Here is a 13,837-nt window from a genome sequence, read left to right as displayed (position 1 = left end):
AGGATTGCTGCTGAGCATAGTCATTTGGCAAAAATCTCCAGCAATCGTGGCGCTATCTTGTCCAGCGGGCGAATTTCTACAGCGGCGTCGATGGCCGCTGCCGCTTTCGGCATGCCATACACCGCGCTGCTTTGTTGGTCCTGAGCGATGGTCAGGTAACCCTGTTGGCGCATGAGTTTAAGCCCCTGCGCGCCATCGCGTCCCATGCCGGTCAATAAAACACCCACGGCATCGCCATTCCAGTAACTGGCCACGCTCTCGAAAAACACATCGATCGAGGGCCGATAGATCTCGTTGACCGGCTCGGCGGTGTACGCCAGCGTGCCGTTTTTCAATAAACGAATATGGTGGTTGGTGCCGGCCAGCAGCACGGTGCCCGCCTGCGGTGGCTCGCCTTCCTGGGCCAGGCGCACGTTCAGGCCACTGGCGCCGCTGAGCCATTCGGCCATGCCGGCGGCGAACACCTGGTCCACGTGCTGCACCAGCACAATGGCGGCGGAAAAATTTATCGGCAGTCCTTTGAGCAGTATCTCCAGGGCTGCCGGCCCGCCTGCGGAGGAACCGATGGCGATCAATTTTTTCCGGGAACCTGAGTGGCGCAACGGGCCCGGCGCAGGTCGCACGCGATTGCCCTTGTCGCCGATCAGCCAACCGATGTTGAGGATTTTGCGCAGCAGCGGTGCCGCTGCTTCCTGGGCATTGCCGGCACCGATTGCCGGCGTATCGACCACATCCAGAGCGCCGTGGCCCATGGCTTCGAACACCCGGTGCACGTTCTGCTGGCGGTCGACCGTGACGATCACGATGGCACACGGCGTCTCGGCCATGATTCGCCGCGTCGCCTCGACGCCATCCATCACCGGCATGATCAGGTCCATCAGGATCAGGTCCGGGGTGTTTTCCACGCAACGTTGCACCGCCTCGGCACCGTTGCTGGCGACCCAGATCACTTGATGCTCCGGCTCAAACGCCAAGGCGCGACGCAGGGCCTCCACCGCCATGGGCATGTCGTTGACGATTGCGATTTTCATGCCCGCGCTCCTCCTATGAGCTCAACCACTGCATCAAGCAGGGCGTCGTCGTGAAAACTGGCTTTGGCTAGATAATAGTCGGCCCCGGCGTCCAGTCCACGACGACGGTCTTCTTCGCGATCCTTGTAGGACACCACCATCACCGGCAGCGATTGCAGGCGGTTGTCACGGCGCAACAAAGACACCAGTTCGATACCGTCCATGCGCGGCATATCGATGTCGGTGATCAGCAGATCGAAATCCTCGGAACGCAGGGCATTCCAGCCATCCATACCGTCCACCGCCACGGCCACGTCGTAGCCGCGATTGAGCAACAGTTTGCGTTGCAACTCGCGGACGGTCAGCGAATCGTCGACCACCAGAACCCGTTTGCGCGCAGCTTCAGCCGCCTGATTGCTGTGACGGGCAATCCGCTCCAGACGCCCGGTATTGAGCAGTTTGTCCACCGACCGCAGCATGTCTTCAACATCGACGATCAGCACCACCGAACCGTCGTCGAGCAGCGCGCCTGCGGAAATGTCCTGCACTTTGCCCAGACGCTCGTCCAGCGGCAAGACCACCAGCGTGCGCTCGCCGACAAACCGCTCGACCGCCACACCGTAGATCGCGTCGCGCTCGCGGATGACCACGACCTTGAGGGTTTGCTGACTATTGGTGCTCGCCGGACGCTGAAGCAATTGGCTGGCCGCGACCAACCCGACATGCCGGCCTTCGTACCAGAAATGCTGACGGCCTTCGACCTGCACGATGTCCGCCGGCTCCAGGTCGCACATGCGCTCGATGTGGGCCAGCGGAAACGCGTACGCCTCTTCGCCGACTTCCACCACCAGGCTGCGCACCACCGACAGGGTCAGCGGCACTTCGAGATGGAAGCGGCTGCCCTCGCCCGCCGTCTGCTCCAGCACCACCGCGCCGCGCAACTGGCGGACCATGTGCTGAACCGCGTCGAGCCCGACGCCGCGTCCGGACACTTCAGTGACCGCGTCGCGCAGGCTGAATCCCGGCAGGAACAGGAACGTCAGCAACTCCTCTTCGCTCAACTGCGCGGCGGTGTCGGCCGGGGACAACTGACGTTCGATGATGCTGCGGCGGACCTTTTCGAGGTCGACGCCGTTGCCGTCATCGCTCAGCTCCAGCATCAGCAGACCGGCCTGATGCGAGGCGCGCAGGCGGATCAAACCTTCCTCCGGTTTACCGGCCAGCAGCCGTTGCTCCGGAGATTCGATGCCGTGGTCGACGGCGTTGCGCAGCAGGTGCGTCAGCGGCGCTTCGAGTTTTTCCAGGACGTCGCGATCGACCTGGGTTTTCTCGCCCTCGATCTCCAGCCGCACCTGTTTACCGAGGCTGCGCCCCAAGTCGCGGACCATGCGTACTTGCCCGCTCAGCACATCGGCAAACGGCCGCATGCGACAGGCCAGCGCGGTGTCATAGAGCACTTGCGCACGTTGACTGGCCTGCCAGGCGAACTCGTCCAGCTCGGCGTTTTTTTCCACCAGCAATTGCTGGGACTCCGCCAGCAACCGACGCGCATCGTCGAGGGCTTCCCGGGCTTCCAGGCTCAAGGTTTGATCCTTGAGATGGACATTGAGGTTTTCCAGCGCCCGCAAGCCGTTGTTCTGCATGCGCTTGAGGCGTTGCATGGTGGCCAGGTGCGGTTTGAGCCGCAGGGTTTCCACCAGGGATTTGCTCGACAGGTCGAGCAGGCTGTTCAAGCGTTCGGCCGTAACGCGCAATACGCGCTCGCCACTTTCGGTGGTGCGTTTGGTCTTGGGCGAGGGCTCGGCGTCAGCTGCCGAGGGGGCTTCCGTAGCGGCCGGGATGGGCGACTCAACCGTGGCCGTCGGCGGCTCCAGCTGAAGTTCTGCCATCGGCGGCGCGATGGGGGCAACCGTCGCCATGTGAACAAGCAGCCGTCCCATCAAGACGACATACGCTTCGATATCCGCAGGCGCCGGTGCGTTGTTCGGCGTCGCGATGCGCATCAGCAAATCGGTGCCCTGCAGCAAGGCATCAATGTGCTCGGGCCGCAGAAACAACCGGCCTTCCTGGGCGCTGACCAGGTAATCTTCCATCACATGGGCAACGCTGACGCCGGCATCGACGCCGACAATTCGCGCCGCGCCTTTGAGCGAGTGCGCCGCGCGCATGCACGACTCGAGGTAATCGGCCTGGGTCGGGTTGCGTTCCAGCGCCAACAGACCGGCGCTGAGCACTTGGGTCTGGGCCTCGGCTTCGAGGCTGAACAGTTCCAGCAAAGAGGCGTCGCGCATTTGCTCGGGGGTCATGTGAGGCTCCGGGTCACGGCGGACAGCAGCTGTTCTTCATCCAGCCAACGCAGGCTGCGACCTTTGAATTGCAATACGCCACGGGTGTATTTGGCGCTGGCCTGCGTACCGGAACGCGATGCGGCTTCAAGGAGGCGCTCGTCGATGGCATGGATCCCGTCGACTTCGTCCACCGGCACCACCACCGGCCCGCCGTGGGCCGCGATGATCAACATGCGCGGCATCACGCGCGCACCAGGCGCCACGCTGCTCACGCCGTCGAGCCCGAGCAGTTCCACCAGCGACAGGCACGCCACCAGCGCGCCGCGCACATTTGCCACGCCAAGCAAGGCCCGGGAGCGCTGGTGCGGCAGGGAATGAATCGCTTGCAGCGGCGCCACTTCCACCAGGCTGCGGGTGGCCAGGCCCAACCATTCTTCGCCGAGGCGGAACATCAGCAGCGAGCGGGTTTTCACCTCGCTTTCGACCGCGATCGATACTTGCCCGCGGTCTTCCTGTTGCAACGCATAGCGGTCGAGCAAACGCGTAGCGGCCGCCGAATACACCGCGCAATTGCGGCAATGAATGTGTTCGATCAGCAGCGGGCAGGACTTGTCGCCGTGGATACCGATACGGTTCCAGCAATCGTCGATGGCCTGGGCATCTTCATGGGTGAGGCTAAAGCTGTCGGCGGCATTCATCGTTTGCGCTCACTGTCTGCGCGCTCGCTGCGGGCGGCGCGGTCCTGCAATCGTTTGGCGCCCGCCGTGTCGCCCTGGGATTGCAGCAAGGCCGCCAGGTGCATCAACGCGTCGGGATGTTGCGGTTCGAGGTACAACGCCTTGCGATAAAACCCCTGGGCTTCGAGGGCGCTGCCGGCAACATCGCTGAGCAGCCCCAGCCAGTAAAACACCTGGGCTACCGGTTCATGGCTGCGCAAATAACTTTCGCACGCGGCGCGGGCTTCGGCGCTTTTGCCTTCATTGGCCAGTGCGGCGATGTTTGCCAGCAACGTAGCGGCGTCGGGACTGACGGCTTTTGTCGCCACCGGCAGCGGCGTCACCGTTGCGAAGGGCCGCAGGCGTACCGGCGCCGGTGTAACGCTGCGCACCGGTTGGCGCACTGGCAACGGCAGCGGCGTCGGTACGAAGGCTGGAAAAGGTTCAGGCTCGGGCGCGCTCTGGCGACTGAACGCAAATGACTGTGGAATACCAATCGAACGCATGCCCAAGCGTCCCAGCAAACTGCCCTCGGCGGGGCCGATAAACAGCACGCCCTCGACATGGGTCAGGCGCTTGAGCACTTCGAACACCTGTTGTTGCGTCGGCTGATCGAAATAGATCAGCAGGTTGCGGCAGAACACGAAGTCATAAGGCGATTCGTTGGCCAGCAACGACGGATCCAGCAGGTTGCCGACCTGCAAACGCACCTGTTCCAGCACGCGCTCGCTGAGGCGATAGGACTCGTCCTCGGCGGTGAAATGCCGCTCGCGAAACGCGATGTCCTGGCCGCGAAACGAATTTTTGCCGTACTGCGCGCGCCTGGCTTTTTCCACAGACAGCGGGCTGACGTCCATGCCTTCGACTTTGAACTGATGCGGTTTGAACCCGGCATCGAGCAAGGCCATGGCAATGGAATAGGGTTCTTCGCCGGTGGAACACGGCAGGCTAAGGATTCGCAGCGCGCGCATGTTGTTGATATCGGTCAGGCGCTTGGCCGCCAGTTTTGCCAGGGCGGCAAAGGATTCCGGGTAACGGAAAAACCAGGTTTCGGGAACGATCACCGCTTCGATCAGCGCTTGCTGCTCATCCTGCGAGCCCTGCAAGGTGTGCCAATACTCATCGGCCGTCAGCGCGCTGGACGCCGTGCTGCGCTGGCGCACCGCTCTTTCGATAATCGCCGGGCCCACCGAGGTGACGTCGAGGCCGATGCGCTCCTTGAGAAAATCGAAAAACCGCTGATCGCTGCTCATGGCTGCACCTCAAGCTGCGCCAGGTCCAGCGGGGGTGATGGAAACAGCAGCGCCCGAACTTGATCGTCCAGCAGATCGGCGACGCGCACCCATTGCAGCAAACCTTGCGCGTCTTCACGCACCGGTCCGAGGTACGGCGCCTGGCGATTATCGAGGCCATACGGCTGAAAATCCGCCGGGTTGCAGCGCAGCGTGTCGGTGGCCTGCTCCAGGATCAGCCCGAGCAATTGCGCCTCGGCGGTTTCATCGGCACGGTAATTGACCAGCACCAGGCGCGTGCTGGTACGCGCCTGGGCCGGTTCGCCAAAGGTCAGCGCACTGAGGTCGATTACCGGCACTACCGCGCCGCGATAGGCGAACACCCCGGCGACCCAGTCCGGCGCGCGGGGTATCGGCTTCAACGGCAGGCGCGGCAGCACTTCCGCGACTTCGATCGCTTGCAAGGCATAGCGCTCGCTGCCGATGCGAAACACCAGAAACAATGCATGCATCGCCGGCTTCACGGCGGTGCGTTTGGCCGTGAGTTCGCTCATCAGACTTTGAATCGCGAAACGCCGCCGCGCAGCCCGACGGCCACCTGGCTCAGTTCGTCTATGGCGAAACTGGCCTGACGCAAGGACTCGACGGTCTGGCTGCTGGCATCGCCCAACTGCACCAGTGCATGGTTGATCTGCTCGGCGCCGGTGGCCTGGGCCTGCATGCCTTCGTTGACCATCAACACCCGCGGCGCCAGCGCCTGAACCTGATGGATGATCTGCGACAGCTGCTCGCCGACCTGCTGCACCTCGGACATGCCGCGACGCACTTCTTCAGAGAACTTGTCCATGCCCATGACCCCCGCCGACACCGCCGACTGGATCTCGCGCACCATCTGCTCGATGTCGTACGTGGCCACGGCGGTCTGGTCCGCCAGGCGCCGCACTTCGGTGGCAACCACGGCAAATCCACGACCGTATTCACCGGCCTTCTCGGCTTCAATGGCAGCGTTCAGCGACAGCAGGTTGGTCTGGTCCGCGACCTTGACGATGGTCACCACCACTTGATTGATGTTGCCGGCCTTCTCGTTGAGGATCGCCAGTTTGGCGTTGACCAGATCCGCGGCGCCCATCACCGAGTGCATGGTCTCTTCCATTCGCGCCAGCCCTTGCTGCCCGGAACCGGCAGCCACCGAGGCCTGATCGGCAGCGGTGGAGACTTCGGTCATGGTCCGCACCAGGTCACGCGAGGTGGCGGCGATTTCACGGGACGTGGCACCGATTTCGGTGGTGGTGGCGGCGGTTTCAGTAGCGGTGGCTTGCTGCTGTTTGGAGGTGGCGGCGATTTCCGTCACGGACGTGGTGACCTGCACCGACGAGCGTTGCGCCTGAGACACCAACGAAGTGAGTTCGGCCATCATGTCGTTGAAGCCCGTTTCCACGGCGCCGAATTCGTCCTTGCGCTCCAGGTTCAAGCGGCCACTGAGGTCGCCGGTACGCATGACTTCGAGGATCTGCACGATGCGGTTCATGGGCGCCATGATCGCGCGCATCAGCAGCAAACCGCAGAGACCGGCGGCCAATACCGCCACCAGCAGGGAAATGCCCATGATGACTTTCGCGGTGAACACCGCATCATCAATGTAGGCCATGTCCTGATCCGCCACGGCTTTGTTTTCGCGCAGGATGTCATTGAGCTTCATGCGCCCCGCCGTCCAGGTCGGGGTCAGTTGTTCATTGAACAACTTGATGGCCTCGGCTTCCTGATTGCGCTTATGCAAGTCGAGCACTGCGGCCAGGATCTTGCCGTAATTCTCATGGAATTTTTCGAAGGCTGCGAATTCAAGCTTGTCTTCATCCGTGGTGACGGTGGCGCGATAGCTATTCATCGCGTCCTGCACGCGTGCTTCAAAACTCTTGAAGTCTGCAGCGTCCTCGGCGCTGATGCCCTGCCCTTCCTTCAAGCCCAGCATTTCCTGGGTCTGGAGATAGCTGTCGACCCAGGCGCCACGAATCATCGAGCTGTAATACACCCCGGGGAGCGCGTCGTCACGAACGCTGACTTCGCTGGCCTCGATCTTCAACAGCCGGGAATACGAGACGACGACCATCAGCAACATGATGGCGATAATTACCGCAAAGCTCGCCAAAATGCGTTGGCGCAACGTCCAGTTCTTCACAGTCAGTCCTCGGGGCCATTTCAAATGCTGCGCAGTATAGCCGAGGGCGGTGTTTCATTTATAAGACGGATGCGCGGCAGCTCACATCTCGGCGAATGAGGGTTGTGGCGGGGCTGAAAAGGCTATCGCCAGCAAGCCGGCTCCTACAGGGGAACGGTGTCGGGCACGAATGTTGTGCACGCCGCAATTCCCTTGTAGGAGCTGGCTTGCCGGCGATGGCGGTCTTGAGGGCGGTGCAGGATTTGAGGGCCTCATCGCCAGCAAGCCGGCTCCTACAGGTGGTCGGCGTTGGGCACGCATGCTGTGCGCACCGAAATGCCCTTGTAGGAGCCGGCTTGCTGGCGATGGCGGTCTAGGGAGCGAAACAGGATTTGAAGCCGGTTTCTACATGGAGGCCTGGCGCACCTGTTTTTCCAGCTCGGCCTTCAACGCCGGCTCAAGCTTGAGTTGGCGCGCCAGTTCGTCCAGGTAAGACTTCTCCATGAAGTTCTCCTCGTCCACCAGCATCACACTGGCGATGTACATCTCGGCCGCCATTTCCGGGGTGCTGGCGGCACGCGCAACATCGGTTGGATCGAGGGGTTTGTTCAGTTCGGCGTGCAGCCAGTGCTGGAGCTCCTGATCATTGTCGAGCTTGGTGAACTCACCTTCGATCAACGCACGTTCGCGCTCGTCGACATGACCATCCGCCTTGGCCGCCGCCACCAGCGCCTTGAGAATCGCCTGGCTGTGTTGCTCGACCTGCGCCGTCGGCACGCGGTCCACGGTTTGCGGCTCTTGCTTCGGTGCAGTGCCCTGCTGGGCCTGCCAGTTGCCGTAAGCCTTGTAGGCAATCACGCCCAATGCCGCGAGGCCGCCGTAGACAGCGACTTTGCGAGCCTTCTTGTTACCCATCAACAGGCCCATCGCGCCAGCGGCCAATGCGCCGCCGCCCGCGCCTGACAACAAACTGCCAAGGCCGCCAGAACCACCGCCACCACCGAGCAATCCGCCCAATCCACCGCTGGACGCCTTGTTCTGCGCGCCACCGGTCTTGCTCTGCAACAGGTCCTGGCCGGATTTGAGTAATTGATCGAGCAATCCACGGGTATTCATTCTTGCCGCCTCCACAAAAGGGGTTAACCGGACACATAAGGCCTCCAGCCTAGATCGAAAGTGCCCAGCCCTTCCCGGCGAGAGTGCTTCCAGATGTTGCTCACCTTCTGTAACGCTAAAAAGCCCATCGATTAAAAAGATATACACTCAAGCGAATCTATAAAAACCGCCCACCGGGTACTTCTTCATGATGACTTTGCGTCAAATTCGTCATTTCATCGCCGTGGCCGAGACCGGCTCGATCTCTGCCGCCGCGCAAACCGCGTTCATTTCCCAATCGACACTGACCTTGGCCATCCAGCAACTGGAGCAGGAAATCGGCGTCGGGCTGTTCAACCGCCATGCCAAGGGCATGACGCTGACCCACCAGGGTCATCAGTTCCTACGCCAGGCACACCTGATTCTGGCAACGGTGGACAACGCCAAACGCAGCCTGCAACAAAGCACCGATCAGGTCGCCGGGCAGTTGATTGTCGGTGTAACCAGTCTCGTCGCCGGTTATTACCTCGCTGACCTGCTCACCCGCTTTCAACGCGCCTACCCCAATGTCGAGATCCGCGTGATGGAGGACGAACGCCCGTACATCGAGCATTTGCTGGTCAGCGGCGAAATCGATGTCGGTGTGCTGATCCTCTCCAACCTCGAAGACCGCCACGCCCTGCAAACGGAAGTGCTGACCCATTCGCCTCACCGTTTATGGCTGCCGGCCCAGCATCCGCTGCTGGAACACGACAGCATCAACCTGGCCGACGTCGCCCGTGAACCGCTGATTCAACTGAACGTTGATGAAATGGACCGCAACGCCCAGCGCATGTGGTCGGCGGCGTCGCTTCAACCGCGCATCACCCTTAAAACCGCTTCGACCGAAGCGGTACGAAGCCTGGTGGCCGCCGGATTGGGCGTGTCGATCCAGCCCGACATGACCTATCGCCCCTGGTCATTGGAGGGCGACATCATCGAAGCGCGGCCGATTGCCGACCTGAGCCAGACGCTCGATGTCGGCCTCGCCTGGCGCCGCGGTACGGCGCGTCCGGCACTGGTCGACCCGTTCCTGACCGTCGCGCGCGAGCAGCCCCACGGCGGGCGCAAGCCATCTATTTAATCGAACGCCACCTTCAGTATTTAGTATTTGTCGACCTCGGATCCGGGCACTAGTCTTGGAACATCTATAAGACGGCCGGGCCCCAGTCACAGGGAGCAGCATGGCCACACAAGAAAAGAGAACCCGAAAAATGGCTGGCGCGCAGACCCCGTTGTTCACCGCGTTGTTGATCGATGGCGAACTGGTCGCGGGTCAGGGTTTTGTAGAACCAATCCTCAACCCGGCCACCGGTGAGGTGATATCGCACATCGCCGAGGCCAGCACCGAACAAGTCGAAGCCGCGATCCTCGCCGCGCACCGTGCGTTCGCCAGTTGGTCGCGGACCACGCCGCAGCAGCGCTCGAACCTGCTGCTGGACATCGCCAATGCCATCGAAAAACAAGCCGACCTGCTCGCCCGCCTCGAATCCCTGAACTGCGGCAAACCGTTGCACCTGGCGCGTCAGGACGACTTGAGCGCGACGGTCGACGTGTTTCGCTTCTTCGCTGGCGCGGTGCGCTGCCAGACCGGCCAGCTCAGCGGCGAGTACCTGCCGGGTTATACCAGCATGGTGCGTCGCGATCCGATTGGCGTGGTCGCCTCGATTGCTCCGTGGAACTACCCGATCATGATGGCCGCGTGGAAAATCGCCCCGGCCCTCGCTGCCGGCAACACGCTGGTGTTCAAGCCGTCCGAGCACACGCCGCTGTCGATCCTGGCCCTGGCGCCCGCGCTGGCCGAGATCCTCCCACGCGGTGTGATCAACATTATTTGCGGCGGCGGTGAAGGCGTGGGCAGCCACTTGGTCAGCCACCCGAAAATCCGCATGGTGTCGCTGACCGGCGATATCGTCACCGGGCAAAAAATCCTGCAAGCCGCAGCGAAAACCCTGAAGCGCACACACCTCGAACTCGGCGGCAAGGCCCCGGTGATCGTCTGCAACGATGCCGACATTCAGGCGGTGGTCGAAGGCGTGCGCACGTACGGTTACTACAACGCCGGCCAGGATTGCACCGCCGCCTGCCGCATTTATGCACAGGCCGGCATTCATGACCGCCTGGTGGCCGAACTCGGCGCGGCGGTCAGCAGCCTGCGCTTCGCCGGTAAACGCGACGCCGACAACGAAATCGGGCCGCTGATCAGCACCCGCCAGCGCGACCGCGTGGCCAGTTTCGTCGAACGCGCCCTGGGCCAGCCGCACATCGAGCGCGTGACCGGCGCGGCCGTGCATTCCGGTGCCGGCTTCTATTACCAACCGACACTGCTGGCCGGCTGCAAGCAGAGCGATGAAATCGTCCAGCGCGAAGTGTTCGGGCCGGTGGTCACCGTGACCCGCTTCGATGGGCTCGAACAAGCCGTGGACTGGGCCAACGATTCGGAATACGGCCTGGCTTCCTCGATCTGGACCCAGAACCTGGACAAGGCGATGCAGGTCGCCGCGCGCTTGCAGTACGGCTGCACCTGGATCAACAGCCATTTCATGCTGGTCAGCGAAATGCCCCATGGCGGCCTGAAACGCTCGGGCTACGGCAAAGACCTGTCCAGCGATTCGCTTCAGGACTACAGCGTGGTGCGGCACATCATGGCTCGCCACGGACAGCATTTATAAAAGCGCACTACGCTAACAATTAGCCGTAAAGGCATTAGCGCAGAAACGCTGGAACACCGCGAATCCCTTGTAGGAGCCGGCTTGCCGCGATGGCGTCCGAAAGGACATCGCAAGGCTTAAAGGCCTCTTCGCCGGCAAGCCGGCTCCTACAAGGATCGTGTTTACAACGCTGAACCACGTTCAAAACTGCCCCGACCATAATTTAAAGAAGAGGGAATTCCCATGTTCGTGCACAAGACCGCACTGCTCAGTGCAATCACCACAGCGCTGTTGGCCAGCGCCAGTATCCAGGCCGCCGAACCGCTGAAAGCCGTCGGTGCCGGCGAAGGTCAGCTGGATATCGTGGCTTGGCCCGGCTACATCGAACGTGGCGAAAGCGACAAGGCCTACGACTGGGTGACCAGTTTCGAGAAGGAAACCGGCTGCAAGGTCAACGTCAAAACAGCCGCCACTTCCGATGAGATGGTCAGCCTGATGTCCAAGGGCGGTTACGACCTGGTGACCGCGTCGGGCGATGCGTCGCTGCGGCTGATCGTCGGCAAACGCGTGCAACCGATCAACACGGCGTTGATTCCGAACTGGAAGAACATCGACCCGCGTCTGAAGGATGGCCAGTGGTACGTCGTCAACAAACAAACCTACGGCACCCCGTATCAGTGGGGCCCGAACGTGTTGATGTACAACACCAACGTGTTCAAGACCGCCCCGGACAGCTGGGGCGTGGTGTTCGAGGAACAGAACCTGCCGGACGGCAAGTCCAACAAGGGCCGGGTCCAGGCCTACGACGGTCCGATCTACATCGCCGATGCAGCGCTCTATCTCAAGGCGAAACGGCCGGAACTGGGGATCAAGGACCCGTACCAGCTCAACGAAGAACAGTACAAGGCCGCGCTGGACCTGCTTCGCAAGCAGCAGCCTCTGATCCACCGCTACTGGCATGACGCGACCGTGCAGATGAGTGACGTCAAGAACGAAGGCGTCGTGGCGTCCAGCACCTGGGGCTACATGGTCAACGGCCTGGTGGCAGACAAGCAGCCGGTGGCCTCGGTGATTCCGAAAGAAGGCGCAACGGGTTGGGCCGACACCACCATGCTGCACGCCGACGCCAAGCACCCGAACTGTGCTTACAAGTGGATGGACCATTCGCTGCAACCGAAAGTCCAGGGTGACCTGGCGGCCTGGTTCGGTTCGTTGCCGTCGGTTCCGGCGGGGTGCAAAGAGAGCGAATTGCTCGGTGCCGAAGGCTGCAAGACCAACGGCTTCGACCAGTTCGACAAGATCGCCTTCTGGAAAACCCCGCAGGCTGAAGGCGGCAAGTTCGTGCCGTACAGCCGCTGGACCCAGGACTACATCGCGATCATGGGCGGCAGATAACCCGCCCCACCCTGTAGGAGCGAGCCTGCTCGCGATGGCGGTGTGTCAGTCGACAGAGATACTGACTGTTCTACCCTCATCGCGAGCAGGCTCACTCCTACAGTTGATCAGTGCCGTTGCCACTACCGTGCTCGGCCCACCGATAAAAGCTGTTCGTTTTTTCAGAAGTTCAGGCAGGGCCGCTGCGACGGCCCTCGCCTTTTCGGAGCACCGCACCATGACGCTTGCAGTCCAGTTCACCAACGTTTCCCGTCTGTTCGGCGAAGTGAAAGCCGTAGACCGGGTTTCCATCGACATCCAGGACGGCGAGTTCTTCTCCATGCTGGGCCCTTCCGGCTCGGGCAAAACCACGTGTTTGCGCCTGATCGCCGGTTTCGAACAACCGAGCGCAGGCTCGATCCGGATTCACGGCAACGAAGCCGCCGGGCTGCCGCCGTACGAGCGTGACGTCAACACGGTGTTTCAGGATTACGCCCTGTTCCCGCACATGAACGTACTCGACAACGTCGCCTACGGTTTGAAAGTCAAAGGCGTCGGCAAAGCTGAACGCCAGAAACGCGCTGAAGAAGCCCTCGACATGGTCGCCCTCGGCGGCTACGGCGCACGCAAACCGGTGCAACTGTCGGGCGGTCAGCGTCAGCGTGTGGCCCTGGCCCGCGCATTGGTCAATCGCCCACGGGTGCTGCTGCTCGACGAACCGCTGGGCGCCCTCGACTTGAAGCTTCGCGAGCAAATGCAGAGCGAGCTGAAAAAGCTGCAACGCCAGCTCGGCATCACCTTCATCTTCGTCACCCACGACCAGACCGAAGCCTTGTCGATGTCCGACCGCGTGGCGGTGTTCAACAAGGGGCGCATCGAACAAGTCGATACCCCGCGCAACCTCTACATGAAACCGGCGACCACCTTTGTCGCGGAATTCGTCGGCACCTCCAACGTGATTCGCGGCGATCTGGCGCAGCAGCTCAGCGGCAATCCGCAGCCGTTTTCGATTCGCCCGGAACACGTGCGTTTCGCCGACGGCCCGTTGGCCAGCCACGAAATCGAAGTCAGTGGTTTGCTCCACGACGTTCAGTACCAGGGCAGCGCCACCCGTTATGAACTGAAGCTGGAAAACGGCCAGACCCTGAACATCAGCCAGGCCAACAATCAATGGCTGGACGTCAGCGCGCAACATCAGACCGGGCAACGCATCAGCGCACGCTGGGCACGGGAAGCGATGATCCCGCTGCACGACACCGTTGCCGGCGGGGTGTGAG

General features: G+C 61.9%; 11 protein-coding genes. 4 read left to right on the top strand and 7 right to left on the bottom strand.

What is annotated here, in order from left to right; translation table 11 throughout:
- Positions 1–20: 20 nt before the first annotated feature.
- The 7 genes from KGB24_RS12795 to KGB24_RS12765 all read right to left on the bottom strand — a co-directional run bounded on the left by KGB24_RS12795 (position 21) and on the right by KGB24_RS12765 (position 8,517).
- Positions 21–1,031, bottom strand: coding sequence for a chemotaxis response regulator protein-glutamate methylesterase (locus tag KGB24_RS12795; RefSeq protein WP_223416512.1), 1,011 nt, complete (start codon positions 1,029–1,031; stop codon positions 21–23).
- Positions 1,028–3,316, bottom strand: a complete 2,289-nt coding sequence (locus KGB24_RS12790; protein WP_223416513.1) for a hybrid sensor histidine kinase/response regulator — start codon at positions 3,314–3,316, stop codon at positions 1,028–1,030. The genes KGB24_RS12795 and KGB24_RS12790 overlap by 4 nt, the downstream gene beginning before the upstream one ends.
- The gene (locus tag KGB24_RS12785; protein ID WP_223416514.1) at positions 3,313–3,996 is read right to left on the bottom strand and encodes a chemotaxis protein CheW; all 684 of its coding nucleotides are present in this window, start codon (positions 3,994–3,996) and stop codon (positions 3,313–3,315) included. The genes KGB24_RS12790 and KGB24_RS12785 overlap by 4 nt, the downstream gene beginning before the upstream one ends.
- On the bottom strand, positions 3,993–5,267 hold the full coding sequence (locus KGB24_RS12780; RefSeq protein ID WP_223416515.1) for a CheR family methyltransferase: 1,275 nt from the start codon (positions 5,265–5,267) through the stop codon (positions 3,993–3,995). The genes KGB24_RS12785 and KGB24_RS12780 overlap by 4 nt, the downstream gene beginning before the upstream one ends.
- Positions 5,264–5,800 (bottom strand): chemotaxis protein CheW, encoded by a 537-nt coding sequence (locus KGB24_RS12775; protein WP_223416516.1) that lies wholly within the window; start codon positions 5,798–5,800, stop codon positions 5,264–5,266. The genes KGB24_RS12780 and KGB24_RS12775 overlap by 4 nt, the downstream gene beginning before the upstream one ends.
- On the bottom strand, positions 5,800–7,422 hold the full coding sequence (locus tag KGB24_RS12770; RefSeq protein WP_223416517.1) for a methyl-accepting chemotaxis protein: 1,623 nt from the start codon (positions 7,420–7,422) through the stop codon (positions 5,800–5,802). The genes KGB24_RS12775 and KGB24_RS12770 overlap by 1 nt, the downstream gene beginning before the upstream one ends.
- A 384-nt stretch (positions 7,423–7,806) precedes the next feature.
- The gene (locus tag KGB24_RS12765) at positions 7,807–8,517 is read right to left on the bottom strand and encodes a tellurite resistance TerB family protein (RefSeq protein WP_223416518.1); all 711 of its coding nucleotides are present in this window, start codon (positions 8,515–8,517) and stop codon (positions 7,807–7,809) included.
- Positions 8,518–8,704: 187 nt separating this feature from the next.
- Here KGB24_RS12765 and KGB24_RS12760 point away from each other — a divergent pair, with 187 nt between their 5' ends.
- The 4 genes from KGB24_RS12760 to KGB24_RS12745 all read left to right on the top strand — a co-directional run bounded on the left by KGB24_RS12760 (position 8,705) and on the right by KGB24_RS12745 (position 13,836).
- Entirely contained in the window at positions 8,705–9,619 is a 915-nt protein-coding gene (locus KGB24_RS12760; protein ID WP_008029741.1) for a LysR family transcriptional regulator, read from the top strand.
- A gap of 130 nt (positions 9,620–9,749) precedes the next feature.
- Complete coding sequence (locus KGB24_RS12755) at positions 9,750–11,207, top strand: gamma-aminobutyraldehyde dehydrogenase (RefSeq protein WP_223416520.1); 1,458 nt, start codon at positions 9,750–9,752, stop codon at positions 11,205–11,207.
- 222 nt (positions 11,208–11,429) lie between these two features.
- Positions 11,430–12,581, top strand: coding sequence for a putative ABC transporter substrate-binding protein YdcS (gene ydcS, locus KGB24_RS12750; protein WP_008029736.1), 1,152 nt, complete (start codon positions 11,430–11,432; stop codon positions 12,579–12,581).
- A gap of 217 nt (positions 12,582–12,798) precedes the next feature.
- Positions 12,799–13,836, top strand: coding sequence for an ABC transporter ATP-binding protein (locus KGB24_RS12745; protein ID WP_008029734.1), 1,038 nt, complete (start codon positions 12,799–12,801; stop codon positions 13,834–13,836).
- Position 13,837 lies beyond the last annotated feature (1 nt).

Origin of the sequence: Pseudomonas sp. BF-RE-25, assembly GCF_019956105.1 — a bacterium.
Classification (GTDB): Bacteria; Pseudomonadota; Gammaproteobacteria; order Pseudomonadales; family Pseudomonadaceae; genus Aquipseudomonas; species Aquipseudomonas migulae.
This window is presented reverse-complemented; position numbering and strand designations above follow the sequence as displayed.